At 73.5% G+C, this 25524-nt stretch carries 26 protein-coding genes; 19 read left to right on the top strand and 7 right to left on the bottom strand.

The window, feature by feature from the left end; translation table 11 throughout:
* Positions 1–2: 2 nt before the first annotated feature.
* On the top strand, positions 3–743 hold the full coding sequence (locus ACZ4M3_RS27355; RefSeq protein WP_467736944.1) for an SseB family protein: 741 nt from the start codon (positions 3–5) through the stop codon (positions 741–743).
* 82 nt (positions 744–825) lie between these two features.
* On the opposite strand, the gene ACZ4M3_RS27350 is transcribed toward ACZ4M3_RS27355, so the two are convergent.
* On the bottom strand, positions 826–1212 hold the full coding sequence (locus ACZ4M3_RS27350) for a DUF1844 domain-containing protein (protein ID WP_467736942.1): 387 nt from the start codon (positions 1210–1212) through the stop codon (positions 826–828).
* Positions 1213–1564: 352 nt separating this feature from the next.
* Here ACZ4M3_RS27350 and infC point away from each other — a divergent pair, with 352 nt between their 5' ends.
* The 9 genes from infC to ACZ4M3_RS27305 all read left to right on the top strand — a co-directional run bounded on the left by infC (position 1565) and on the right by ACZ4M3_RS27305 (position 11672).
* Complete coding sequence (infC, locus tag ACZ4M3_RS27345; RefSeq protein WP_467737048.1) at positions 1565–2296, top strand: translation initiation factor IF-3; 732 nt, start codon at positions 1565–1567, stop codon at positions 2294–2296.
* 102 nt (positions 2297–2398) lie between these two features.
* Entirely contained in the window at positions 2399–2593 is a 195-nt protein-coding gene (gene rpmI, locus ACZ4M3_RS27340; protein ID WP_030387121.1) for a 50S ribosomal protein L35, read from the top strand.
* Positions 2594–2696: 103 nt separating this feature from the next.
* On the top strand, positions 2697–3083 hold the full coding sequence (rplT, locus tag ACZ4M3_RS27335) for a 50S ribosomal protein L20 (protein ID WP_007263143.1): 387 nt from the start codon (positions 2697–2699) through the stop codon (positions 3081–3083).
* A gap of 188 nt (positions 3084–3271) precedes the next feature.
* On the top strand, positions 3272–4132 hold the full coding sequence (locus ACZ4M3_RS27330; protein WP_467736940.1) for a TrmH family RNA methyltransferase: 861 nt from the start codon (positions 3272–3274) through the stop codon (positions 4130–4132).
* Positions 4133–4190: 58 nt separating this feature from the next.
* Positions 4191–5357 carry a sensor histidine kinase gene (locus ACZ4M3_RS27325; protein WP_467736938.1) on the top strand — a complete coding sequence of 389 codons (1167 nt, stop codon included), beginning with the start codon at positions 4191–4193 and terminating at the stop codon, positions 5355–5357.
* A 150-nt stretch (positions 5358–5507) separates the two neighbouring features.
* Positions 5508–6635 carry a phenylalanine--tRNA ligase subunit alpha gene (pheS, locus tag ACZ4M3_RS27320; protein ID WP_467736936.1) on the top strand — a complete coding sequence of 376 codons (1128 nt, stop codon included), beginning with the start codon at positions 5508–5510 and terminating at the stop codon, positions 6633–6635.
* Positions 6635–9163 (top strand): phenylalanine--tRNA ligase subunit beta, encoded by a 2529-nt coding sequence (pheT, locus tag ACZ4M3_RS27315; protein ID WP_467736934.1) that lies wholly within the window; start codon positions 6635–6637, stop codon positions 9161–9163. The genes pheS and pheT overlap by 1 nt, the downstream gene beginning before the upstream one ends.
* A 588-nt stretch (positions 9164–9751) precedes the next feature.
* Entirely contained in the window at positions 9752–11089 is a 1338-nt protein-coding gene (locus tag ACZ4M3_RS27310) for a transcriptional regulator (RefSeq protein ID WP_467736932.1), read from the top strand.
* Positions 11090–11141: 52 nt separating this feature from the next.
* Positions 11142–11672: an NUDIX hydrolase gene (locus tag ACZ4M3_RS27305; protein WP_467736930.1), complete on the top strand. Its 531-nt coding sequence runs from the start codon at positions 11142–11144 to the stop codon at positions 11670–11672.
* 10 nt (positions 11673–11682) lie between these two features.
* On the opposite strand, the gene ACZ4M3_RS27300 is transcribed toward ACZ4M3_RS27305, so the two are convergent.
* Entirely contained in the window at positions 11683–12576 is an 894-nt protein-coding gene (locus tag ACZ4M3_RS27300) for a 3-hydroxybutyryl-CoA dehydrogenase (RefSeq protein ID WP_467736928.1), read from the bottom strand.
* A gap of 154 nt (positions 12577–12730) precedes the next feature.
* Here ACZ4M3_RS27300 and ACZ4M3_RS27295 point away from each other — a divergent pair, with 154 nt between their 5' ends.
* Positions 12731–13987, top strand: coding sequence for a glycoside hydrolase family 10-like protein (locus ACZ4M3_RS27295; RefSeq protein ID WP_467736926.1), 1257 nt, complete (start codon positions 12731–12733; stop codon positions 13985–13987).
* A 40-nt stretch (positions 13988–14027) separates the two neighbouring features.
* On the opposite strand, the gene ACZ4M3_RS27290 is transcribed toward ACZ4M3_RS27295, so the two are convergent.
* Together ACZ4M3_RS27290 and ACZ4M3_RS27285 are read right to left on the bottom strand one after the other, a co-directional pair.
* Complete coding sequence (locus ACZ4M3_RS27290; RefSeq protein ID WP_467736924.1) at positions 14028–14225, bottom strand: DUF1918 domain-containing protein; 198 nt, start codon at positions 14223–14225, stop codon at positions 14028–14030.
* A 56-nt stretch (positions 14226–14281) separates the two neighbouring features.
* Positions 14282–15187 carry a DMT family transporter gene (locus ACZ4M3_RS27285; protein ID WP_467736922.1) on the bottom strand — a complete coding sequence of 302 codons (906 nt, stop codon included), beginning with the start codon at positions 15185–15187 and terminating at the stop codon, positions 14282–14284.
* On the opposite strand from ACZ4M3_RS27285, the gene ACZ4M3_RS27280 reads away from it, so the two are divergent.
* Positions 15186–16625, top strand: coding sequence for an aminotransferase-like domain-containing protein (locus ACZ4M3_RS27280; RefSeq protein ID WP_467736920.1), 1440 nt, complete (start codon positions 15186–15188; stop codon positions 16623–16625). The genes ACZ4M3_RS27285 and ACZ4M3_RS27280 overlap by 2 nt on opposite strands.
* A 121-nt stretch (positions 16626–16746) precedes the next feature.
* Positions 16747–17496 (top strand): GNAT family N-acetyltransferase, encoded by a 750-nt coding sequence (locus ACZ4M3_RS27275; RefSeq protein ID WP_467736918.1) that lies wholly within the window; start codon positions 16747–16749, stop codon positions 17494–17496.
* Positions 17497–17499: 3 nt separating this feature from the next.
* On the opposite strand, the gene ACZ4M3_RS27270 is transcribed toward ACZ4M3_RS27275, so the two are convergent.
* Positions 17500–17634: a hypothetical protein gene (locus ACZ4M3_RS27270; RefSeq protein ID WP_467736916.1), complete on the bottom strand. Its 135-nt coding sequence runs from the start codon at positions 17632–17634 to the stop codon at positions 17500–17502.
* A gap of 116 nt (positions 17635–17750) precedes the next feature.
* Positions 17751–18968, bottom strand: coding sequence for an MFS transporter (locus ACZ4M3_RS27265; protein WP_467736914.1), 1218 nt, complete (start codon positions 18966–18968; stop codon positions 17751–17753).
* Between the two features lie 83 nt (positions 18969–19051).
* Here ACZ4M3_RS27265 and ACZ4M3_RS27260 point away from each other — a divergent pair, with 83 nt between their 5' ends.
* The 6 genes from ACZ4M3_RS27260 to ACZ4M3_RS27235 all read left to right on the top strand — a co-directional run bounded on the left by ACZ4M3_RS27260 (position 19052) and on the right by ACZ4M3_RS27235 (position 24685).
* Positions 19052–19621 carry a CGNR zinc finger domain-containing protein gene (locus tag ACZ4M3_RS27260; protein ID WP_467737046.1) on the top strand — a complete coding sequence of 190 codons (570 nt, stop codon included), beginning with the start codon at positions 19052–19054 and terminating at the stop codon, positions 19619–19621.
* A 99-nt stretch (positions 19622–19720) separates the two neighbouring features.
* Positions 19721–20749, top strand: coding sequence for an N-acetyl-gamma-glutamyl-phosphate reductase (argC, locus tag ACZ4M3_RS27255; RefSeq protein WP_467736912.1), 1029 nt, complete (start codon positions 19721–19723; stop codon positions 20747–20749).
* Positions 20750–20786: 37 nt separating this feature from the next.
* A complete protein-coding gene (argJ, locus tag ACZ4M3_RS27250) occupies positions 20787–21953 on the top strand; it encodes a bifunctional glutamate N-acetyltransferase/amino-acid acetyltransferase ArgJ (RefSeq protein WP_467736910.1) in 1167 nt (388 codons plus the stop codon).
* The gene (gene argB / locus ACZ4M3_RS27245; protein WP_467736908.1) at positions 21950–22888 is read left to right on the top strand and encodes an acetylglutamate kinase; all 939 of its coding nucleotides are present in this window, start codon (positions 21950–21952) and stop codon (positions 22886–22888) included. Before argJ ends, argB begins: the two co-directional genes overlap by 4 nt.
* Complete coding sequence (locus ACZ4M3_RS27240; RefSeq protein ID WP_467736906.1) at positions 22885–24114, top strand: acetylornithine transaminase; 1230 nt, start codon at positions 22885–22887, stop codon at positions 24112–24114. Before argB ends, ACZ4M3_RS27240 begins: the two co-directional genes overlap by 4 nt.
* A gap of 7 nt (positions 24115–24121) precedes the next feature.
* Complete coding sequence (locus tag ACZ4M3_RS27235) at positions 24122–24685, top strand: arginine repressor (protein ID WP_467736904.1); 564 nt, start codon at positions 24122–24124, stop codon at positions 24683–24685.
* 15 nt (positions 24686–24700) lie between these two features.
* Here the strand turns inward: ACZ4M3_RS27235 and ACZ4M3_RS27230 are convergent, their stop codons facing one another.
* Positions 24701–25390: a L,D-transpeptidase family protein gene (locus ACZ4M3_RS27230; protein WP_467736902.1), complete on the bottom strand. Its 690-nt coding sequence runs from the start codon at positions 25388–25390 to the stop codon at positions 24701–24703.
* Positions 25391–25524: the final 134 nt, after the last annotated feature.

Raw genomic sequence — 25524 nt, 5'->3', positions numbered from 1 at the left:
CTGTGGCGAACAAGAACATTCCCGACCCCGGTTTCTCCGACGACGACGGCTCCGCCGATCCCGCACTGAGCGCGGCCCTGGCCGCCTGGGCGCAGGACCGCTCGGCCGAACAGCAGGTGCTGGCCGCGCTCAAGGGCGCCCGCCTGCTGGTTCCCGTCGTCGCCGTGCTGGGCGAGGCCGAGACCGACCCGCAGACGGGCCTGAGGCGCGAGAAGACCAGCGACATGGCCGTCCCGACGCTGACCGCGGGCAACCGCCGGGCGCTGCCCGCCTTCACCTCGACGGCCACGCTCGCGCTGTGGGACCCGGCGGCCCGCCCGGTGGCGGTCCCGCTGCACCAGGCGCTGGCCGCCGCCGCGCACGAGAAGGCCGACACGATCGTGCTCGACCTGGCCGGCCCCGTCCCGTACCAGCTCACCGGCCCGGCCCTGCTGGCCCTCGCGGAGGGCCGCACGGACCCCGACCCGCTGGCGGACCCGGCCGTGCGCGAGGCCGTACGGGCGGCGGTGGCCGGCGAGCCGGACGTACTGCGCGCCCACCTCGGCCCCGGCGGCGCCGGCTCCGACGGCACCCTCGCGATCGTGCCGTCCTCCGACGCGGGCGGCCCGGCCGCCGCCCGGCGGGTCGCCGAGGCGCTGGCGGCCGACGAGGTCCTGCGCGGCAGGCTGGTGCGCGGGCTGGACCTGGCCCTGCTGCCGTCGACCGCGGCGGCGCCGCCCGGAGAGCCCCTGTTCGCCCGCTGAGACCGTACGGACGGCGAAGGGCCGGGACGGCCGCGACGGCGGCGGTCCCGGCCCTTCGGGGTCGTTACCGGACAGACAGCCCTCAGGCGTACACCGGACCCGTGAACTTCTCACCCGGCCCCTGGCCCGGCTCGTCCGGCACGATCGAGGCCTCGCGGAAGGCCAGCTGGAGCGACTTGAGGCCGTCGCGCAGCGGGGCCGCGTGGAAGGAGCTGATCTCGGTGGCGCTCGCCGTGACCAGGCCGGCGAGGGCGGTGATCAGCTTGCGGGCCTCGTCGAGGTCCTTGTGCTCGGAGTCGGGCTTGTCCAGTCCCAGGTTGACCGCCGCGGCGCTCAGCAGGTGCACGGCCACCGTGGTGATCACCTCGACGGCGGGCACGTCCGCGATGTCGCGGGTCATGGCGTCGTAGTCGGGAGCGTCAGGCGTGCTGTCGGCCTCGGTGGCGGGGTTGGGGGTCGCGTCAGTCATGCTTCACACGATAAGCCGGGCCGCGCCGGCCGCTGACCGCCCGCTCCGGGTGAGCGGCCCTGGCGCGGAATGCTATATTGGGCTACGACCGGCCGGAGACCTATGTCCCCGGCCCACAAGTGGAGGCTCCGATTCTCCCACCTGACCGCCTTCCGGGGCGGCGGGTCACCGGTCAGGCGGTATCCATCGTTCCGTACGGACGATGGAAAGCCGCCCGAGTCTGCGCCCCGCGGTTCACGCGACGGTGCTCCGGTTGTTTTGGAGCCCCTGCCTGTGTCCCGGCGGGGCTTTTTTCGTTCCCGCCGCGGCCGGTCTGACGACACCAACGTCAACGGCTGTCTGCCAGGCAGCCGTGTGGTGCTACCGAGGAGGATCCATCAGCACCGAGCCCCGCATCAACGACCGGATTCGCGTTCCCGAGGTACGACTCGTCGGTCCCAGCGGCGAGCAGGTCGGCATCGTGCCGCTTGCCAAGGCGCTTGAGCTCGCGCAGGAGTACGACCTCGACCTGGTCGAGGTCGCGGCGTCCGCACGCCCGCCGGTCTGCAAGCTCATGGACTACGGCAAGTTCAAGTACGAGTCGGCCATGAAGGCCCGTGAGGCGCGCAAGAACCAGGCGCACACGGTCATCAAGGAAATGAAGCTCCGGCCGAAGATCGACCCGCACGACTATGACACCAAGAAGGGTCACGTCGTTCGGTTCCTCAAGCAGGGCGACAAGGTCAAGATCACGATCATGTTCCGTGGTCGCGAGCAGTCCCGGCCGGAACTCGGCTACCGACTGCTGCAGCGCCTCGCCTCGGACGTCGAGGACCTCGGGTTCATCGAGTCGAACCCGAAGCAGGACGGCCGAAACATGATCATGGTTCTCGGTCCGCACAAGAAGAAGACCGAGGCGATGGCCGAAGCCCGCGAGGCGCAGGCCGCCCGCAAGGCCGAGCGCCAGGGCGTCGCTCCCGCCGGCGAGGAGGCTTCCGAGGAAGCCGACACCGCCGTCGAGGCCGACGCAGACGAGGCAGACGTCTCCGCCGAGGCCGCCTCCGACGAGGCGGACACCTCTCACGAGGCTTCTGCCGAGGCCTGATCCCGGGGCAGCCCGCCTCGGAATCACCGACACAACATGACGCTCCCGTGAGCCGGTCCCCAGGACCGGCGGGAGCGCCACCGACGAGGAGATAACGGCGCTATGCCGAAGAACAAGACGCACAGCGGTTCCAAGAAGCGCTTCAAGATCACCGGCTCCGGCAAGGTGCTCCGTGAGCGCGCCGGCAAGCGCCACCTGCTCGAGCACAAGTCGTCCCGTGTCACCCGCCGCCTGACCGGCACCGCGGAGATGGCCCCCGGCGACGCCGCGAAGATCAAGAAGCTTCTCGGCAAGTGACGTCCTCCGCTCCCCTCGCCGGGAGCGGTACGTCGAGACCGGGACCCCATCTGAATTCGGGCCGTGTGAAGACACCCACGGCCCCGCTACAAGGAGTTAAAAAGTGGCACGCGTCAAGCGGGCAGTAAACGCCCACAAGAAGCGCCGGGCGATCCTCGAGGCGGCCTCCGGCTACCGCGGTCAGCGTTCGCGCCTGTACCGCAAGGCCAAGGAGCAGGTCACCCACTCGCTGGTCTACAACTTCAACGACCGCAAGAAGCGCAAGGGCGACTTCCGTCAGCTGTGGATCCAGCGCATCAACGCCGCTGCCCGCCAGAACGGCATGACGTACAACCGCCTCATCCAGGGTCTCAAGGCCGCCAACATCGAGGTGGACCGCAAGATCCTCGCGGAGCTGGCCGTCAACGACGCCAACGCGTTCGCCGCGCTCGTCGAGGTCGCGCAGAAGGCCCTCCCGGCCGACGTCAACGCCCCGAAGGCCGCTGCCTAAGGACTGGCCGGCCGCGTAACGCAGTCGGCACCCACGGACCCGCAGGCGAATCGCCTGCGGGTCCGTGTGCTTTCGCCCCGCCCGCCGGGGCCCCGCGACCCCCGCTCGTCTCCGACCGGCCAGGCCCCCGTGGCCGCACGTCCCGCCGGAGCCGCGCACCGGACACCCGAGAAAGAACCGCTGACGCCATGGGCACCCCCGCCGAGCTGATCTCCCCCCGATCCCCGCGGGTGGCCGCCGCCAGGCGCCTGGCGCGGCGCAACTTCCGCACCAAGGAGCGCCGGTTCATCGCCGAGGGCCCGCAGGCGGTCCGCGAGGCCGTCGAGCACCGCGGCCCCGGGGGCGCCCCGACCCTGCTCGAGCTGTTCGCCACCGTCGAGGCCGCCGAGCGCTACGCCGACATCGTCGAGGCCGCGCTGCTGGCCGGGGCGCGCGTGCACTACGCCTGCGACGAGGTGCTCGCCGAGGTCTCGCAGACCGTCACCCCGCAGGGCCTGGTCGGCGTCTGCCAGTTCCTCGACTCGCCGTTCGAGGACATCCTGGCGGCCGGCCCCAAGCTGGTCGCCGTCCTCGCCCACGTACGCGACCCCGGGAACGCCGGTACGGTGCTGCGCTGCGCGGACGCGGCGGGCGCCGACGCGGTGGTGCTGACCGACGCCTCCGTGGACCTGTACAACCCGAAGTCCGTACGGGCCTCCGTGGGCTCCCTCTTCCACCTGCCGGTGGCGGTCGGGGTGCCGGTGGAGCAGGCCGTGGCGGGCCTGCGGGCCGCGGGCGTACGGATCCTCGCCGCGGACGGGGCCGGCGAGGACGACCTGGACGCGGAGCTGGACGCGGGCACCATGGGCGGCCCCACCGCCTGGGTGTTCGGCAACGAGGCGTGGGGCCTGCCGGAAGAGACCCGGGCGCTGGCGGACGCCGTCGTACGCGTCCCGATCCACGGCAAGGCGGAGAGCCTGAACCTCGCCACGGCCGCCGCGGTGTGCCTGTACGCGTCCGCGCGTGCACAGCGGGCGTCCGGAGGGTGCCGCTGCGTGACCCCCAGCTAGTAATGTGGCTGCCCGGGGGGCCCACCGCGGTACTCGGAGATGTGGGGTAGACGGGGACATGAGCGTCGGTACGAACAGCTCGCCGGCGGCGGCCGCCGGAGCGGCCGGGCCGCCGCGCCGCGCCGTTCCCGCGGAGGTCGCCGGGGCGGACCTCGGGGCCCTGGGGATAGACGCCGACGACCTCCCCGACGGCCTGGTCGTCGCCGACGACACCGGCCGGGTCATCTGCTTCAACTCCGCCGCCGCCAGGATCACCGCGCTGGCGCCCGGCGAAGCCCTCGGGGCGCGGATCGACCGGGCGCTGCCGCTGGAGGACCTCGAAGGCCGCCGCTGGTGGACTCTGACCGATCCGTACGGGGGCCTGGCCACCCGGCGCGGGCAGCCGGAGCGGAACCTGCTGCTCCCGGGCGGCCGGGAGGTCCTGGTCTCCGCCCGCTACGTGCGCACCCACCCCAAGGGCCCGCTGCGCCGCCTGGTGATCACCTTGCGCGGTACCGAGGCCCGGCGGCGCACCGAACGCAGCCACGCCGAGCTGATCGCCACCGTCGCGCACGAGCTGCGCTCCCCGCTGACCTCCGTCAAGGGCTTCACCGCGACCCTGCTCGCCAAGTGGGGCCGGTTCACCGACGACCAGAAGCGGCTGATGCTGGAGACCGTCGACGCGGACGCCAACCGCGTCACCCGGCTGATCGCGGAACTGCTGGACATCTCGCGCATCGACTCCGGGCGGCTGGAGGTGCGCCGCCAGCCGGTGGACATCGCCACCGCCGTCGGCCGGCACGTACAGGCGCTCACCGCGAACGGGCAGGCGCCCGAACGGTTCCTCGTCCGGGTCAGCCGGCCGCTCCCCGACCTGTGGGCCGATCCGGACAAGATCGACCAGATCCTGGGCAACCTGCTCGAAAATGCGGTGCGGCACGGTGAGGGAACGGTCACCATCGACGTATCGCCGACCGCCTTCGCGAACGCCGCGGGGAAGACCGAGAAGGGAACCGCCGTCACCGTGACCGACGAGGGCCCCGGTATCCCCGAGGAGTCGATGGGCCGCGTGTTCACCCGCTTCTGGCGGGGCAGCAAACGCGGCGGCACCGGCCTTGGCCTGTACATCGTCAAGGGCATCGTGGAGGCCCACGGGGGCACCATCACGGTCGGCCGCGGTCCCGGCGGCGGCGCCGAGTTCCGATTCATCCTGCCCGTCGCCGCCCCGGCCTACCTCACGCAGTAACCCTGCGGAGCGTCTCGCCAGGCGGCCCACGGGCCCCTCCACCCCCGGCGACCTTTAGACTCGTGCTTTGGCACCTTTGTGTCTCTGCTTCGATCGGTCCGATCGAGTCGTACGGGGACCACCAGCCAGCCATCGGAAGTACGGGAAGAGATGTCGGCACCGAACAAGTCGTACGACCCTGTCGAGGTCGAGGCACTGAAACCGGAAGAGATCGAGCGCATGCGGGACGAGGCGCTCGCCGCCTTCGCGGCCGCCGGCGACCTCGACGAGCTCCGTGAGGCGAAGACCGCGCACATGGGCGACCGCTCGCCGTTGGCGCTCGCCAACCGCGAGATCGGCGCCCTGCCGCCCCAGGCCAAGGCCGAGGCCGGCAAGCGCGTCGGCCAGGCCCGCGGCGCCGTGAACAAGGCCTTCGGGGCCCGCACCGTCGAGCTCGAAGCCGAGCGCGACGAGCGGGTGCTGGTCGAGGAGGCCGTGGACGTCACGCTGCCCCACGACCGCGTCCCGGCCGGCGCCCGCCACCCCCTGACCACCCTGATGGACCGCATCGCGGACATCTTCGTGGCCATGGGGTACGAGGTCGCGGAAGGCCCCGAGGTCGAGGCGGAGTGGTTCAACTTCGACGCCCTCAACTTCACGCCCGACCACCCGGCACGCCAGATGCAGGACACCTTCTTCGTCCGGGGGCCGGAAGGCACCCAGGGCGACGAATCCGGCGTCGTGCTGCGCACCCACACCTCCCCGGTGCAGGCGCGGTCGCTGCTGGAGCGCAAGCCGCCCGTCTACATCGTCTGCCCGGGCCGGGTCTACCGCACCGACGAGCTCGACGCGACGCACACCCCGGTCTTCCACCAGGTCGAGCTGCTCGCCGTGGACGAGGGCCTGACCATGGCGGACCTCAAGGGCACCATGGACCACATGGTCCAGGAGCTGTTCGGCGAGGGCACCACCACGCGGCTGCGCCCGCACTTCTTCCCGTTCACCGAGCCGTCCGCCGAGATGGACATGCAGTGCTACGTGTGCCGCGGCGAGTCGGTGGGCAACCCCGACCGCCCGTGCCGTACCTGCTCCAGCGAGGGCTGGATCGAGCTGGGCGGCTGCGGCATGGTCAACCCCAAGGTGCTCATCGCCTGCGGTGTGGACCCCGAGAAGTACAGCGGGTTCGCCTTCGGGTTCGGCATCGAACGGATGCTGATGTTCCGCCACAACGTCGAAGACATGCGAGACATGGTCGAGGGTGACGTCCGTTTCACCCGGCCGTTCGGGATGGAGATCTGATGCGGGTCCCGCTTTCTTGGCTGCGGGAGTACGTCGACCTCCCCGCGGGTGAAACCGGTCGCGACGTCGCGGCCAAGCTGGTCGACGCCGGCCTGGAGGTCGAGACCGTCGAGCAGCTCGGCGCCGGGCTCAAGGGCCCCCTCGTCGTCGGCCAGGTGCTGACCATCGAGGAGCTGGAGGGCTTCCGCAAGCCCATCCGCTTCTGCACGGTGGACGTCGGCCGGGCCAACGGCACCGGCGAGCCGCAGGAGATCGTCTGCGGCGCCCGCAACTTCTCCGTCGGCGACAAGGTCGTCGTGGTGCTGCCCGGCGCGGTGCTGCCCGGCGACTTCGCGATCGCCTCGCGCAAGACGTACGGCAAGACCTCGCACGGCATGATCTGCTCCGGCGAGGAGCTGGGCATGGGGGACGACGGTACGCACGGGATCATCGTGCTGCCGCCGGAGCACGAGGTCGGCACCGACGCGATCGAGCTGCTCCAGCTCGTCGACGAGGTCCTCGACATCGACATCACCCCCGACCGCGGCTACTGCATGTCGATGCGCGGTGTGGCCCGCGAGGCCGCCACCGCCTACGGCCTGCCGCTGCGCGACCCGGCGCTGCTGGACGTGCCCGCGCCGAACTCGTACGGCTACCTCGTCAAGATCGACGACCCGGCCGGCTGCGACCGCTTCACCGCCCGCACCGTGACCGGTCTCGACCCGGAGGCGCGTTCCCCGATCTGGCTCACCCGCCGCCTGCAGAAGGCGGGCATGCGCCCGATCTCGCTCGCCGTCGACGTCACCAACTACGTGATGCTGGAGCTCGGCCAGCCGCTGCACGCGTACGACCGCTCGCGCCTGGACGGTGCCATCGGCGTCCGCCGGGCCGAGCAGGGCGAGACGTTCACCACCCTCGACGGGGTCAAGCGCACGCTCGACGCCGAGGACCTGGTGATCACCGACAACAGCGGGCCGATCGGGCTCGCGGGCGTCATGGGCGGCGCCAACACCGAGATCGCCGACTCCGTGACCGACCCGGAGACCGGCCAGGTCACCGGAACCACGGACGTCGTCATCGAGGCCGCGCACTTCGACTCCGTGTCGATCTCGCGCACCGCCCGCCGCCTCAAGCTGTCCTCCGAGGCGTCCAAGCGCTTCGAGCGCGGCGTCGACCCGCAGGCCGCCGCCGCGGCCGCGCAGCGGACCGTCGACCTGCTCGTCCTGCTGGCCGGTGGCACCGCCGAGGCCGGCGTCACCGAGCTCACCGCGCCGGGCGCCCCGCGCACCATCGCGATGCGCGCGGACCACCCGGACCGGGTGGCGGGCATGGAGTACGGCCGCGAGACCGTCGTGCGCCGCCTCCAGGAGGTCGGCTGCGACGTCTACGGGCAGGACGAGCTCGTCGTCACCGTCCCGTCGTGGCGGCCCGACCTCGCCGAGCCCAACGACCTCGCAGAAGAGGTCATCCGGCTGGAGGGCTACGGGAACCTCCCGTCGACCCTGCCGCAGGTGCCCTCCGGCCGCGGCCTGACCGCCCGGCAGCAGCTGCACCGCCGGGTCGGCCGGGCGCTGGCCGGCGCGGGCTACGTCGAGGCGCTCAGCTACCCGTTCCTCGGCGAGGGCGTCTTCGACCAGCTCCAGCTGCCCGCCGGCGACCCGGCCCGGCAGGTCGTCACGCTGGTCAACCCGATCTCCGACGAGGAGCCGGCGCTGCGCACGACGCTGCTGCCGGGTCTGCTGGGCGCGCTGCGCCGCAACGACAGCCGGGGCAGCCACGACCTCGCGCTCTTCGAGACCGGCTCCGTCTTCCGGGCCGCCGGGCGGCCGGGCGTCGCGGTACGGCTGCCCGTCGACCGGCGACCCACGGACGAGGAGATCGCCACGCTGAACGCCGCCCTGCCGGAGCAGCCGCGGTACGCCGCGGTCGTGCTGGCCGGGGCGCGCGAGCAGGCCGGCTGGTGGGGCAAGGGCCGTCCGGCGGACTGGGCGGACGCCGTCCAGGCGGCGCGCTCGCTGGCCGTCGAGGCCGGTGCGGAGCTGGTGGTGCGCCAGGGCCAGTACGGTCCGTGGCACCCGGGCCGGTGCGCGGAGCTGGTCGTCACCCTGGACGGGGCGGAGACGGTCATCGGCCACGCCGGTGAGCTGCACCCGCGGGTGGTCAAGGCGATGGGCCTGCCGGCGCGCACCAGCGCCATGGAACTCGACCTGGACCGCCTCGCGGCGGCCGGCGGCGAGGCCGTGCAGGCGCCGCGGATCTCCACCTTCCCGGTGGCGACCCAGGACGTCGCGCTGATCGTGGACGCCTCCGTGCCGGCTTCGGCGGTGGAGGACGCGCTGCGCCGGGGCGCGGGCGAACTGCTGGAGTCGCTGCGGCTGTTCGACGTGTTCACCGGTGAGCAGGTCGGGGCGGGCAAGAAGTCCCTGGCGTACGCGCTGCGCTTCCGCGCGGCCGACCGGACGCTGACGGCGGAGGAGTCGACGGCGGCCCGCGACGCGGCCGTTGCGCTGGCCGCCGAGCGTACGGGGGCGGTGCTGCGCGGCGCGTAGCCGCTGCCGCGGGCTCCGGTGAGGGGCGCATCCGGTGATCCGGGTGCGCCCCTCACCCATTGCCGGGCCGTTCGGCCGCGCCGCCGCCGCGCAAGCGCCCCGGGCTGCGCCCGGGCCCGCGGGGCTCGAACGCCGGCGGGGCTGGTTCGCCGGCCCCGCCGGCTTACGGCGGAGCCCGGGGAACGGCGCTGCGGCTCGGCCGTCGGCGGGGCGCGGCTGCCCCGACCCCCGGCGCTGGAACCCCCGGACGGGACGGCGCACCGGGTCCCGGTGGGAGGGCCCGGTGCGCGGTCGCCCCGGTTCCGGCCGGGCCCGGCGACCAACCGGGCTGCGGCGGAACCGCGGCGCGCCGCCCGCCTGCCGTGGAGTGTCGGGCAGACAACAGGACGGGCGGCGCGGTGCCGGGTCGTCGCACTGTACGAGGGGGAGCCGACGACCCGAGCGGCCTCTTGGCGAGGCCCTTAAGTGAAGCGCTCCCGGGCACCCCCGCGGCAGGGTGCGTATCGCATTTATGCGCGTACTCGGTTCACACCCCGTGTGAACCCCGCACCCACTAGCCTGAACGGGACAAGCCCTTGGAGGGGCCCCATGCAGCCCAACGCCCTGCTCGACGCCCTCCTCGCCGAGGCGGGAATGTCCCACGCCGGCCTCGCCGCGTACGTCAACCAGGCCGGCCGGTCCCGCGGACTCGCGCTGCGCTACGAACACACCGCCGTCTCCCGCTGGTTGAAGGGGCAGCGGCCGCGCGGCCAGGTGCCCGAGCTGATCTGCGAGGTGCTCGGCGGACGGCTGCGGCGGCCCGTCTCGCTGGACGACGCCGGCCTCGGCCGGCCGGGGCAGCCCGCGGCGCACCCCACCCCGCTCAGCGGCTTCGTCGACCGCGCCGCCGCGCTCTGGCGGGCCGACGAGCAGGGGCGGTCCCGGCCGACGGCCGTGGAGGCGCTCACGGGAACGCCCGCCGTGATCCCGGTCTGGGAGTGGGAGAACCCGCCCGAGGACTGCGACGTGTCCCGCGACGGGTCCCACCCCGTCGGGCCCGAGCACATCGAGATCCTGACCGCCGCCCGCGCCCACTACGAGCTGATGTACCGCCGCTCGGGCGGCCTCGCCACCCGGGCCCGCATCGTGCGCTTCCTCGGCAGCGAGACCGCGCCCATGCTGCGCGGGAGTTACCCCGACGCCCTGGGGAGGCAGCTGCACCGGGCGACCGGGTCCCTGGTGGCGGTGGCGGGCATCTGCGCGTACGACTCGGACGCCCACGGCCTCGCCCAGCGGTACTTCCACCAGGCGCTGCGGCTCGCGAAGGCCAGCGGCGACCGGGGGCTCGGCGCGTACGTCATCGCGCTGCTCGTCAACCAGTCGCTGCACCTGCGGGAGCACCGGCAGGCTGTCGCCTTCGCCGAAGCCGCACTGCGGGCCGCCGGCCGGCGCACCACCCCCGCCCTGGCCGCCGATCTGTACGCGATGCAGGCCAAGGCCTACGCCCGGCTCGGGGACGGCGCCGCCGCGCTCTCCTGCATCCGGCGCGCGGAGGCGGCCGCCCAGCGGATCCACCCGGGCGCGGAGCCGGCCGAGACCGGGTACGTACAGCCCGGGCTGGTCAACGTACAGGTGGCCGAGGCGCTGCTCAGCCTGGGCGATCTGGCGGCCGCGCACGAGCAGGCGGCGGCCGCCGCCTGCACCCCGGCGCACGACCGCGGCCGGGTCCACCGGCTGGCCATGCTGTGCGAGATCCAGCTGCGCCAGGGCGAGGCGGACCGGGCGGTCGCGGCCGCGGCCGAAATGGCGGAGCGGGCCCGGGGGATGGAGTCGCTGCGGCTGCGCGACCGGTTGCGCGCGGTCCGGGAGCAGCTGCTGACCAGCGGCTGCGCCGGAGCCGAGGAGACCACCCGGCTGATCGACGGGGCGCTGCGCGTTCCCCTGTGACGTCCGTAACTGCTGCCATGTTGCCATCCGTTCGAAGGAAGGTGGCAAAGCCGTGCAGTGGACGAACCTGAGTGAGCAGACCGTGTACAAGAACCGCTGGTTCGATGTGAACCTGGCCGATGTGGAACTCCCCGACGGGCGGCACCTGGACCACTTCGTGATCCGGCTGCGGCCCGTCGCCGCGGCCACGGCCGTGAACGACGCCAATGAGGTGCTGCTGCTGTGGCGCCACCGCTTCATCACCGGCAGCTGGGGCTGGGAGCTGCCGGCCGGGGTGGTCGAGGACGGCGAGGACGTCGCGGCCGCGGCCGCCCGCGAGATGGAGGAGGAATCGGGCTGGCGGCCCGGCCCGCTGCACCACCTGATGACGGTCGAGCCCTCCAACGGGCTGACCGACGCCCGCCACCACCTCTACTGGGCGGACGGGGCCACGTACACCGGCCACCCCGAGGACGACTTCGAATCCTCGCGCCGCGCCTGGGTGCCGCTCAAACAGGTCCCGGACATGATCGCCCGGGGCGAGGTACCGGCCGCCAACATGGCGGCCGGCCTGCTCCTGCTGCGCCACCTGCGGCTGGGCTGAGCCGCCCGGTTCAGCCGTACGGGTAGAAGCCGGAGCCCGTCTTGCGGCCGAGGCGGCCGGCGTCGACCATCCGCTGGAGCAGCGGGGGAGCGGCGTACAGCGGCTCCTTGAACTCGGCGTACATGCTGTCCGCGACCGACGCGACGGTGTCCAGGCCGATCAGGTCCGCCAGCTTCAGCGGCCCCATCGGGTGGGCGCAGCCCAGCTCCATGCCGTTGTCGATGTCCTCGCGGCTGGCGATGCCGGACTCGAACATCCGGATCGCCGACAGCAGGTACGGGATGAGCAGCGCGTTGACCACGAAGCCGGACCGGTCCTGGGCGCGGATCGCGTGCTTGCCGAGCACGTCCCGCACCAGGGCCTCGGACCGCTTGATGGTCTCCTCGCCCGTGGTCAGCGCGGGGATCAGCTCGACCAACTGCTGGACGGGGGCCGGGTTGAAGAAGTGGATGCCGATCACCTGGTCGGGCCGCGAGGTCGAGACGGCCAGCTTGACCAGCGGGATCGAGGAGGTGTTGGACGCCAAGATCGCGTCCGGGCGGGTGATCACCTGGTCCAGGACCTGGAAGATCTCCGTCTTGACCTGCTCGTTCTCGACGACGGCCTCGATGACCAGGTCGCGGTCGGCGAACTCGCCGAGGTCGGTGGTGAACGTGAGGCGGGCCAGGGTGGCGTCCCGCTCCTCCTCGCTGATCTTGCCGCGTTCGGCGGCCTTGGTCAGCGAGTTGTACAGCCGGGTACGTCCGATCTCCAGGGCCTCGCCCGTGGTCTCGGCGACCTTGACCTCAAGGCCACTGCGGGCGCACACCTCGGCGATCCCCGCGCCCATCTGGCCACAGCCCACTACGCCGACTCGAGTGATGTCGGAAGGGAGGTCAGTCACTTCGTGCCTTTCGCTGCTCATCCGTCGGCGGGTCCCCCGTGCTCGGCAGTGGTAACTGCTGTCCGGCGCCCGCCACGCCCCACGACGTTACCCCCGACCTTCCCCCCGGTGGCGGCCCGGGGCGGGCATGCTGGGCGAACGCGAGCGATGTCACAGAGCGGAACGGAGCCGTCACATGGCGCACATCGGACGACGCAGGCTGCTGGCCGGAGCGGCGGGCCTGCTGGCCGCCGGGGCCGCGGCGGCCCCCGCACGGGCGGCACGGGCCGCAACGGGAGCCGCGGGCGGGCACGGCCGGGGCGCCGCCGGCGCCGAGTTCCGTGGGATGTGGATCGCCTCCGTGGAGAACGTCGACTGGCCCTCGAAGGCCGGGCTGTCCGCCGGCCGGCAGCGCGCCGAGCTGCTGGGCCTGCTGGACACCGCCGTCGAGCGCCGGCTGAACGCCGTGATCCTCCAGGTCCGGCCGGCGGCCGACGCCCTGTGGCCCTCGCCGCTGGAGCCCTGGTCGCAGTGGCTGACCGGGGTCCAGGGCGGCGACCCCGGCTGGGACCCGCTGGGCACGGCGGTCGCCGCCGCGCACGAGCGCGGGCTGGAGCTGCACGCCTGGTTCAACCCCTACCGGGTGGCCAACCACACCGACCCCGACCGGCTCGCCACGACCCACCCGGCCCGCCGCAACCCCGAGTGGCTGGTCCCGTACGGCGGGAAGCTGTACTACAACCCCGGGCTGCCGCAGGTGCGGCGGTTCGTGCAGGACGCCATGGCCGACGCGGTGGCCCGCTATCCGGTGGACGGGGTGCACTGGGACGACTACTTCTACCCGTACCCCGTCGAGGGCGAGGACTTCGACGACGACCAGGCGTTCGAGGAGTTCGGCGGCGGGTTCGAGTCCCGTGCGGACTGGCGCCGCGCCAACACGGACGCCCTGGTGCGGGAGATGTCCGAGCGGCTGCGCCGGATCCGGCCGGCGGCCCGGTTCGGCATCAGCCCGTTCGCCGTGTGGCGCAACGACGACGTGGACCCGCTCGGCTCACACACCCGCGCGGGCGTGGGCACGTACGACGACCTGTACGCGGACACCCGCAAGTGGGTCAAGGAGGGCTGGATCGACTACATCGTGCCGCAGGCCTACTGGCAGCTGGGCCACCCGACCGCCGACTACGCCGAGATCGTGCCCTGGTGGGCCCGTACGGTCGCCGGGACCGGAGTGAGCCTGTACGTGGGGGAGGCGCTGTACCGCTGCGACCCCGACAGTCCGACCGAGGCGTGGCGCGACCCCGCAGAACTGTCGCGGCACGTGAGCTTCGCCAAGGACCACCCCGAGGTCCGCGGCCACGTCTACTTCTCGGCGAAGCAGATGGTCGCGGACCCCAACGGGGCGATGGCCCGGGTGGTCGCCGACCACTACCCGACGCCGGTGCCACCGCGCTGAAGGCGGCCGCGGCCGGGCGCGGGTGGCGGAAGAGGAGGAATTACTGGGGGGGTTCGCTCGGGTGCTTCACGACGCAGTCGGGGCCCGGGGACATCACGGCCTCGTGCCCGTCCTGGAAGCGGACCCGGTAGGGAGGGGTTCCGTTCTCTCCCAGCACCTGCGTGATCTCTCCGACCTTGTCGTGCTGGCCCACGATCCTGCCGTGCTGTACCAGCTGGTCGCCCTCGGTCGCGCGCATAGCTGACCTCCTCGGTGGCGGTCCGATCCGTGCTAGCAGTTTAGGCCGACAGGTCCCTATTTGACCCGTTGGGTCACGGCGATGCAGACCAGGACCGCGCCGGCGGCCACCGGCGCGGCCGGTGACAGCCGCTCGCCCAGCAGGGCGACCGACCAGACCAGTGTCAGCAGCGGCTGGGCGAGCTGGAGCTGGCTGGCCCGGACGGCGCCGATCTCCGCCATGCCCCGGTACCAGACGTACAGGCCGAAGAAGGACGACCCCGCCGCCACCCAGACCAGCCCGGCGACGCCGTGCCAGTTCAGGTGCACCGGCTCGTACGCGAGCCCGGCCGCCGAGCCGGCCAGCCCGACGGGCAGGCACAGCACCAGCGCCCAGCCGATCACCTGCCAGCCGGGCAGCACCCGCGCCAGCCGGCCGCCTTCGGTGTAACCGGCCGCGCACACCAGCAGCGCCCCGAACAGGTACAGGTCGCCGGCCGAGAGGGAGCCGCCGCTCTGGCCGAGGGTGAATCCGAGGACGACCGCCGCCCCGGCGACGGCCGCGGCCCAGAACCGGCCGGAGGGCCGGGCCCCGGTGCGCAGCGAGGACACCGCCGCCGTGGTCAGCGGCAGCAGCCCCACCACCACGGCGGCGTGCGAGGTGGTGGAGGTCCGGAGCGCCAGGGTGGTCAGCAGCGGGAAGCCGACGACGACCCCGGCCGCGACGACCAGCAGCCCCGTCCAGTGCTCCCGGGCCGGCAGCGGTACCCGAAGGGCGAGCAGGAAGCCGCCGGCCACCACGGCGGCGAGGACGCCGCGCAGGGCGACGAGCGACCAGGGGCCGAAGCTTTCCAGCCCCCAGGCGGTGCCGGGGAAGGTCAGGGAGAACATGGTGACGCCGAGCGCGGCCAGCGCGGTTCCGCCCCTCGCCGATCCCCGGACCGCTATCGGGGAGGAGAGAGTAGCGCTATTGTGTGCTGTCATGTACGAGCGTAGCAGTGTGGCCGCCTTGGCAGAATCCTTGCGGGCGGAACTGAACCGCTACTCGGCAGGTGGGAAGCTGCCGTCGAGTCGCGCCCTGGTGGAGCGCTACCGGGTCAGCCCGGTCACCGTCTCCCGGGCCCTCGCCCAGCTCGCCGCGGAAGGGCTCGTGGTCACCCGGCCCGGCGCCGGGGCGTTCCGCGCGCTGCCCCGTACGTCGGCCCCCGCGCCCGGGGACACCTCGTGGCAGGAGGTCGCCCTCACCGCCGAGGGCGCCGGGGACGTCGTACCGCGTTCCGTCGACGCCTCCGGGGTGCTGGTGACGCTGGCGGCGCCGCCGCCCGGGGTGATCGAGCTGCACAGCGGCTACCTGCACCCCTCGCTCCAGCCCGAGCGGGCCATGGCGGCGGCCCTGGCCCGGGCCGGGCGCCGGCCCGGGGCGTGGGGGCGGACGCCGGTGGAGGGGCTGCCCGAGCTGCGCGACTGGTTCGCCCGGGACATCGGCGGCGCGGCCCGGGCCCTGACCGCCGCCGACGTCCTGATCACCGCGGGCGGGCAGAGCGCGCTGACCACCGCGCTGCGGGCGCTGGCGCCGCCCGGGGCGCCGATCCTGGTGGAATCGCCGACCTATCCCGGCCTGCTGGCGATCGCCCGCGCCTCGGGGTGCCGGCCCGTGCCGGTCCCGGTCGACTCCGAAGGGGTCCGGCCGGAGCTGCTGGCCGCCGCCTTCGAGGCGACGGGCGCGCGGGTCTTCGTATGCCAGCCGCTGTTCCAGAACCCGACCGGCGCGGTGCTGTCGGCGGCCCGCCGCGGCGAGGTGCTGCGGATCGCGCGGGCCGCCGGGGCCTTCGTGGTCGAGGACGACTACGCCCGGGCGCTGGCCCACGAGGACGCCGGACCGCTGCCCGCCACGCTCGCCGCCGAGGACGAGGACGGGGTGGTGGTCCACGTACGGTCCCTGACCAAGGTGACCTCGCCCAGCATGCGGGTGGGGGCGCTGGCCGCCCGGGGACCGGTGCTGGACCGGCTGCGCGCCATTCAGGTCGTGGACAGCTTCTTCGTGCCCCGCCCGCTCCAGGAGGCCGCCCTGGAACTGGTCGGCGCCCCCGCCTGGCCGCGCCACCTGCGGGCCGTCGCCGCCGAGTTGCGCCACCGCCGGGACGTGCTCGCGGGCGCACTGCGCCGTGAGCTGCCCGCGCTGGAGCTGCCCCACCTGCCGCGCGGGGGCTACCAGTTGTGGGTCCGGCCGGGGGAGGGCGACGACGCCGCCTTCGTGGCGGCCGCGCTGCGGGCCGGTGTGGCGGTCGCCCCGGGCCGGCCCTACTTCTGCGCGGAACCGCCGGGTCCGTACGTCCGGCTCAGCTTCGCCGGGGTCGCGGCGGCGGCCGAACTGACGGAGGCGGTCAGGCGGCTGCGGGACGTCCTGGGCCGAATGCCCTGAACGCGGCCGCCGCAGAGCGGTTGAGCCCCGCGCCGTCCGCGATCTGGTGCCGTGACCGGAAAGGTCCACCGGGTCGCGGCGCCCGGCAGACCTTCCCGGTCACAGCACTATCCTCCGGTGAATGACCGGCATACTGATCACCATGCTCGCGCAGCGGCCCGAACTCACCGACCGCCTCTGGGACATGGAAAACCCCTGGCCCGCGTTCGCCGCCCACGACCCCGTCTCCGCGCTGCTGTACCCGTGGATGGTGGCGGAGCTGGCGGAGTACGTGTTCATCGCCACGGACGGCGACGAGGTGGTCGCCCGGGCGTTCAGCGTGCCCTTCGCCCTGCATGCGGAGGGCCGTGCCGGGGCGCTGCCCGCGCGGGGCTGGGACCAGGTCCTGATGTGGGCCTTCGCGGACCGGCGGGGCGCGGTGGAGCCGGACACGGTCAGCGCGATCGAGATCTCGGTCGCCCCCGGCCGGCAGGGGCGGGGCCTGTCCGGCCGGCTGCTCACCGCCATGCGGGACAACGCCCGCGCGCACGGGTTCGTGGAGGTGGTGGCGCCCGTACGGCCGACCGGGAAGCCGGCCGAACCGGACACCCCGATGGGGGAGTACGCGTTCCGGACCCGCGCGGACGGGCTGCCGTACGACCCGTGGCTGCGGGTCCACGTGCGGGCGGGGGCCGTCATCGACTCGGTGGCCCCGCTGTCCATGACGATCAGCGGTTCCACGGCGCAGTGGCGGGAGTGGACGGGCCTGCCGTTCGACGCGCCGGGACCGGTGCGGGTGCCCGGGGCGCTGGTTCCCGTCCACTGCGAACCGGACCACGACCACGCGGTCTACGTCGAACCGAACGTCTGGGTCCGCCACCCGCTGGGCTGAGGGTCACACCTCGGGGGCCTGCTCGGCGGCCACCTCCACGGGCTCGGGCGCCGGCCGGGAGACGAGGTCTTCGAAGGCGCCCATCCCGATCAGGAACAGCATCATCAGAACAGGTACGCACAGGGCTGCGAAGAGCACGAGAGCCTCCCCATGGGGACCCGAAGGAACTCCGCCTGGCTCGGCCGGCCGCACCGGCGGGGGCCATGCCCAGTGTGCGTCCGAACGGGGTGCGCTGCATCTCGGCGTCCCCGCGGTCAGCCGGGCAGGCCGGAGCCGGCCCGTACGGCGGCCGGGGCCGTCGCCGTGCGGGGCCGCACCGCGCGGGCGACGAGCGGGCCGACCACGAGGAGTTGGGCGGCGGCGAGGGCGAGGCAGAAGGCCGCCGTGCCGGCCCACAGGGCGGTGACCCCGGCGTGGGCGAGCAGCTGGGTGGCGGTGACCGGGGCGGCGGTGGTGGCGATGCCCCAACTGATGCCGTAGCCGGCGAGGTAGCGGTCCATACCGCCCGGCGGCGCGAGTCCCGCCACGACGCTGAACGCCCGGCCGAGGATGAGCAGGTCGCCCAGGCTCCACACGACGGTGGCCCCCAGGAACCCGGGCAGGGCGTGCGCCACCGCGTAACCGGCCAGCCCGGCCGCCATCAGCACGTAGCCGAGGGCGAGGACCGCGGAGTCGGGCAGCGCGGCGAGCCGGCGCAGGCGCAGCGCGGGCTGGGCTGCGACGACGGTCACGGCCGAGGCGGTGAACAGCAGTCCCGCGTCGGCCGGGGCGAAGCCGGTGCGGCCGAGGGTGAGCGGCAGCGCGACCACGATCTGCATGGAGACCAGCGCGAAGCCGGTCCCGGCCGCGAAGACGGCCCACAGCGCCCCGTCCCGCCACGGCCGGACCGGCTCCTCGCGGTCGGCGGTCCGGGCGGCCGTGCCGCCGGGGCGGTCGGCGGGCAGCGCCAGGCGCAGCATCAGGGCGCAGGCCAGGCAGGTGAGCGCGTCGGCGACGAACAGCCAGCGCAGGTCCCACCGCCCCAGGGCCGCCGCGATCAGTCCGGCGCCGGTGCCGCCGGCGGCGAGGGCGGCGCCCAGCAGGCTGAACGCGCGCACCCGCTCGGCGGGCCCGACTGCGTCGGCGATCATCGCCTGGCTCGGCGGCTCGTACAGCTCGAAGGCCAGGCCGAGCAGGATCGCGCAGGCCGCCACCGCGGCCAGGGAGCCGGCGGCGGCGATGCCCAACTGGGCGACGGCGCATCCCGTGAGGCCGAGCACGATCGTGCGGCGGCGTCCGAGCCGGGCCGCGAGCCGGCCGCCGGCCAGCCGGGAGGGGATCGTCGCGAGCCCGAAGGCGGCGGAGAGCAGGCCGGCCGTGGTGGCGCTCGCGCCGAAATCCGTACTGATCAGGACGGTCAGGAAGGGCAGCGAGAAGGCGCCGAGCCGGTTGATCGCCCGCGCCACCACCAGCAGCCATACGGTCCGCGGCATGTCCGCCACCCCTCGCGTAACTGTCGAACCGGATAATGTCAGTCATCGAGACGCTAGCCATGGAAGGAGTGACTGGTCAAGTGATGTTCGACAGTCACGTCGCGGTACTGCTGGACCAGGCCGTGTCGCTCGTGAACGCGCTGACCGACGGCGAGGCGCGCGGTCGCCCCTACACCGCACCGCCCGCCGCGGAACTGCCGGAGGTGATCGACGCCGCCGTGGGACGCGCCGCCGCGTCCCTGCCGCGCGACATCGACGCCGAGCAGGTGCGGTACCTGGTGGGGACGGCCCGGCGGATGCGCGAGGTGTTCCGAGCCGTGCAGGACGGCGAGCCGGACGCCGCCGCGGGGGCCGTGAACGCCCTGCTGTGCGACACGGCGGCCCGGCCCCGGCTGGACCGCGCCGAGGGCGAGCCCTGGCAGGTGCACTTCCACGGGGCGAACGACTCGTTCGCGGCGGGCTGCAGCGCCAGCTGCGCGACCGCGCTGGCCCTGGCGGTGGGCGGCGGCCTCGCGGGCCGGCTCGGAGTGTGCCGGGCCGACCGCTGTGACCGCGTGTACGTCGACACCTCCCGCAACGCGGCCCGGCAGTTCTGCTCCACCGCCTGCCAGAACCGCACCAAGGCCGCCGCGTTCCGTGCACGCCGGGGCTGACCGGGACACCGTCCCTCAGCGGCCGTCCGGCGAGGCATGGAAGAGCTTTGCATAAAACTGCGGGGGGCCGTATAGTCATGCCATCGAGGAGGAGGTCCGATGGTGGTACGTGTAGCGGTGGCCGGAGCGAGCGGGTACGCGGGCGGAGAAGTGCTGCGCCTGCTCCTCGCGCACCCCGAGGTGGAGATCGGCGCGCTGACCGGCAACACCAATGCGGGGCAGCTCCTCGGCGCGCTCCAGCCGCACCTCGTGCCGCTCGCCGGCCGGACGCTGGAGGCGACCACGCCCGAGGTGCTGGCGGGGCACGATGTGGTGTTCCTCGCGCTGCCGCACGGCCAGTCCGCCGCCGTCGCCGCGCAGCTCGGCGACGACGTGCTCGTCATCGACATGGGCGCCGACCACCGGCTGAAGGACCCCGCCGACTGGGACGCCTTCTACGGGGCGCCGCACGCCGGCACCTGGCCGTACGGGCTGCCCGAACTCCCCGGCGCCCGCGCCGCGCTGGAGGGGGCCAAGCGCATCGCGGTCCCCGGCTGCTTCCCGACCGCCGTCTCCCTCGCCCTCTTCCCGGCGTACGCGGCCGGCCTCGCAGAACCCGAAGCGGTGATCGTCGCCGCCACCGGTACCTCCGGCGCCGGCAAGGCGCTCAAGCCGCACCTGCTGGGCTCCGAGGTCATGGGCTCCGTCAGCCCGTACGGGGTGGGCGGCGGCCACCGGCACACCCCCGAGATGGTGCAGAACCTGAGCCCGCTCGCGGGAGAGCGGGTGTCGGTCTCCTTCACCCCCACCCTGGTGCCCATGGCCCGGGGGATCCTCGCCACCTGCTCCGCGAAGGCCGTCCCCGGTACCACCGCCGACGCGGTGCGCGCCGCGTACGAGAAGGCGTACGCCGACGAGCCCTTCGGCCACCTCCTGCCCGAGGGGCAGTGGCCGGCCACCCAGTCCGTCCTCGGCTCCAACGCCGCGCAGATCCAGGTCGCGTACGACGCCTCCGCCCAGCGGATCATCGCGATCAGCGCCATCGACAACCTCACCAAGGGCACCGCCGGCGGCGCGGTGCAGAGCATGAACATCGCCCTCGGGCTGCCCGAGCAGCTCGGGCTCACCGCGGTCGGAGTCGCTCCGTGAGCGACGCCCCCGCAGCCACCACGACCAAGGAGATGCAGTGAGCGTCACGGCAGCACAGGGGTTCACCGCGGCGGGCATCGCCGCGGGAATCAAGGCGAACGGCAACCCGGACCTGGCCCTCGTGGTCAACAACGGGCCGCGTCTGGCCGCCGCGGGCGTCTTCACCTCCAACCGCGTCAAGGCCGCCCCCGTCCACTGGTCCGAGCAGGTGCTGCGCGGCGGCGCCGTCAGCGCGGTGGTCCTCAACTCCGGCGGCGCCAACGCCTGCACCGGCCCCAAGGGCTTCCAGGACACGCACGCCACCGCCGAACGCGTGGCCCGCGTACTCGGCGGCGAGCACAACGCCGGCGAGATCGCCGTCGCCTCCACCGGGCTGATCGGCGTCCTGCTCCCCATGGACAAGCTGCTCCCGGGCATCGACGCGGCGGCGGCCGCCCTCTCCGCCGACGGCGGCGAGGCCGCCGCCATCGCCATCAAGACCACCGACACCGTCCACAAGACGGCCGTCGTCACCGCCGGGGACGGCGGCGGCTGGACGGTCGGCGGCATGGCCAAGGGCGCGGGCATGCTCGCCCCGGGCCTCGCCACCATGCTCGTCGTCCTCACCACCGACGCCGACCTGGACAGCGCCACCCTCGACAAGGCGCTGCGCGCCGCCACCCGCACCACCTTCGACCGGGTCGACTCCGACGGCTGCATGTCCACCAACGACACGGTGCTGCTGCTGGCCTCCGGGGCCTCCGGCCAGGTGCCCGCGTACGCGGCGTTCGCGGAGGCGGTACGGACGGTGTGCGCCGACCTCGCCCGCCAGCTGATCGGCGACGCCGAAGGCGCGAGCAAGGACATCCGCATCGAGGTCATCGGCGCGGCGAACGAGGACGACGCGGTCGAGGTCGGCCGGTCCATCGCCCGCAACAACCTCCTCAAGTGCGCCATCCACGGCGAGGACCCCAACTGGGGCCGGGTGCTCTCCGCGATCGGCACCACCAAGGCCGCCTTCGACCCCGACCGGCTGAACGTCGCCATCAACGGCGTCTGGGTCTGCAAGAACGGCAGCGTCGGCGAGGACCGGGACCTGGTCTCGATGAAGGACCGCGAGGTCCGCATCACCGCTGACCTGGCCACCGGTTCCGACTCCGCGGTCATCTGGGCCAACGACCTGACCGCCGAGTACGTCCACGAGAACAGCGCGTACAGCTCATGAGCGGCGACAAGGCCGGACAGCCCGGCGCCGGAACCGCGCGCAAGCACACCGCGCTGCCCAAGGCGCAGATCCTCATCGAGGCACTGCCCTGGCTCACCCGGCACAACGGCAAGGTCGTCGTCATCAAGTTCGGCGGCAACGCCATGATCGACGAGGACCTCAAGGCGGCCTTCGCGCAGGACGTCGTCTTCCTGCGCCAGGCCGGCCTGAAGCCCGTCGTGGTGCACGGCGGCGGCCCCCAGATCAACGCCCAGCTCGACAAGCAGGGCCTGGTCAGCGAGTTCAAGGCGGGCCTGCGCGTCACCACCCCCGAGGCGATGGACGTCGTACGGATGGTGCTGGCGGGTCAGGTCCAGCGCGAGCTGGTGGGGTTGCTCAACCAGCACGGGCCGCTGGCCGTCGGCATGACCGGCGAGGACGCCCGCACCATCACCGCCACCAAGCACAGCCCGCAGATCGACGGCGAACGCGTCGACATCGGGCGGGTCGGCGAGATCACCGCCATCGACACCGGCGCGATCGAGGCCCTGCTGGCGGACGGCCGGATCCCGGTGATCTCCTCCATCGCGCGCAGCGCCGACGACCACCACGTGTACAACGTCAACGCCGACACGGCGGCCGCCGCGCTCGCCGCGGCGCTCGGCGCCGAGACGCTGATGGTCCTCACCGACGTCGAGGGCCTGTACGCGGACTGGCCGCACAGCGACGAGGTCATCAGCCGGCTGACGGTGAGCCAGTTGGAGAAGCTGCTGCCCGAGCTGTCGAGCGGCATGGTGCCCAAGATGGAGGGCTGCCTGCACGCCGTGCGCGGCGGAGTGAGCACCGCTCGCGTGATCGACGGACGGGTCCCGCACTCGATCCTGCTGGAGATCTTCACGGACGAGGGCATCGGCACCATGGTCGTGCCCGACCCACAGGGAGGGGAACCCCAATGACCGGCACGACCGGCAACGAGCACTACGCGGCCCGCTGGCGGGGAGCGCTGACCGACAACTACGGCACCCCGGCGCTGGCCCTCGTCCGCGGCGAAGGCGCACAGGTCTGGGACGCGGACGGCAAGCAGTACACCGACTTCGTCGGCGGCATCGCCGTCAACGCCCTCGGGCACGCGCACCCGGCGGTCGTCGCCGCGGTGACGGAGCAGGTCTCCACCCTCGGCCACGTCTCCAACCTGTACGCCTCCGAGCCGGTGCTCGCGCTCGGCGAGCGGCTGCTCCAGATCTTCGGCCGCCCCGGCCGTGTTTTCTTCTGCAACTCCGGCGCCGAGGCCGTCGAGGCCGCGTTCAAGATCGGCCGGCTGACCGGGCGCACCCACATGGTGGCCACCGACGGCGGCTTCCACGGCCGGACCATGGGCGCGCTCGCGCTCACCGGCCAGCCCAAGAAGCAGGACCCGTTCCGGCCGCTGCCCGGCGACGTCACCCACGTCCCCTACGGTGACGTGGAGGCCCTGCGGGCCGCCGTCACCGAGGAGACCGCGCTGGTGGTGATCGAGCCGATCCAGGGCGAGAACGGCGTCGTCGTACCCCCGGCCGGCTACCTGACGGCCGCCCGCGCGATCACCCGGGCCACCGGGACCCTGCTCGTCCTCGACGAGGTGCAGACCGGCATCGGGCGCTGCGGCCAGTGGTTCGAGCACCAGGCCCACGAGGGCGTGGAGCCCGACCTCGTCACGCTCGCGAAGGGGCTGGGCGGCGGCCTGCCGATCGGCGCGGTCGCCGCTTTCGGCCCGGCCGCCGACCTGCTCCGGCCCGGGCAGCACGGCACCACCTTCGGCGGCAACCCGGTCGCCTGCGCCGCCGGACTCGCCGTCATCGACACCATCGCCGCCGACGGACTGCTGCAGCGGGTCAAGGCGCGCGGGGAGCGGCTGCGCTCCGGAATCGAGGGCACCGGGCACGAGCTGGTCTCCCATGTCCGTGGGGCGGGCCTTTTGCTGGGTATCGTGCTGACCGGGCCGCTCGCACCGCTGGTGCAGCAGGCGGCTCAGGACGCCGGCTTCCTGGTCAACGCGCCCGCCCCCGACGTCGTACGGCTCATGCCGCCGTTCGTACTGACCGAGGCCGAGGCGGACGCGTTCGTCCGGGCGCTGCCCGGCGTGCTCGACGCGGCCCAGGCCGCGTCCGACGAGGCCAACGGGGACGGACGAACCGGGGAATGAGACGACGATGAGTCAGGCGCAGGAACACGAGTCCTGGGGGTCCTCCCAGACGGACTCCGGGGGCGGCCCGTCCGTCCCGCAGACCCGCACCGCCCGCCACCGCCGGATCGTGGACATCCTCAACCGGCAGCCGGTCCGCTCGCAGAGCCAGCTGGCCAAACTGCTCGCCGACGACGGGCTGAGCGTCACCCAGGCGACGCTCTCCCGCGACCTCGACGAGCTGGGCGCGGTGAAGATCCGCAACACGGGCGGCGAGCTGATCTACGCGGTCCCCAGCGAGGGCGGCTTCCGCACCCCGCAGGCCCCGCTGGGCGAGTCGGCGAAGGAGGAGCGCATGCGGCGCCTCTCCGGGGAACTGCTGATCTCGGCGGAGGCCTCCGCGAACCTCGTGGTCCTGCGCACCCCGCCGGGTGCGGCCCAATTCCTGGCCTCGGCGATCGACCAGGCGGAACTGCGGTCGATCCTCGGCACCATCGCCGGCGACGACACCCTGATGCTGATCAGCCGTGATCCGGTGGGCGGCCAGGCCCTCGCGGACCACCTGCTGCGGCTGGCACAGAAGGAAAGCTGACGGGACCGGGCCGTCCTAGTAGCGCGTCACGGCCAGTGGTCCGGACTCCGTGCCGACCACGATGTGCGGGTGCCTGCGCGGGTTCGCCCAGCGCAGCACCGCCCGCATGGCCCGCACCGGGACGGACACGCAGCCGGCCGTCGCGCCCTTGCCGTTGACGTGCAGGAAGATGCCCGCGCCGCGGCCGCGTACCGGCCGCTCGTAGTTGAAGCCGATGACCAGGGCGTGCGCGTACTGCTCCCCGTACCCGGCCAGGTGTTCCGCCTCGCCGGGCGCGCAGTCGGCCGGCAGCGGCTCCACCCAGCGGTTGTAGCGGCCCGAGGCGTTGTCCTGGCACCACCAGGAGCGGTCCGTCACCCGGCGGTAGGGGTACCGCGTGTTCACGGGGGCGTGTGCGACACCGAAGGCGTACGGGAGGTCGTACAGCCCGGCCGGGGTGGTGTTGGTCCCCTGGACCCGGCTCGCACCCTCGGCCAGCCCGTTCGCCCCGAACCGCGCGGGCGCCCGCCCCTCCTCGTACCACCGGCCCGCGCGCCGGTCCCACCAGGTCAGCCACCCGGCAGTGGAGCCCGCCGAGGGCGCGACGGCGACGATGAGCTGACTGCCCCCGCCGGTGTCGGCGAGGCGGGCGGGCAACGGCTCCGGGCGGTGGGGCAGCAGGCAGCCGACCACCAGCGAGCCGGCGAGGAGAGCGGTACGCAGCACGCCCCAGACGCTACGACGGCCACCGCCCCGCACCCCGCAGACAGGCCGGTCCCTCACCCACCAGGCCCCGGCACAGACCCCGGCGCCCCCGGGCTCGATTGACGAAACATACGGAGCAGTGCATAGTTATGCCT

This window comes from Streptomyces sp. NPDC026522 (assembly GCF_055567555.1).
This window is presented reverse-complemented; position numbering and strand designations above follow the sequence as displayed.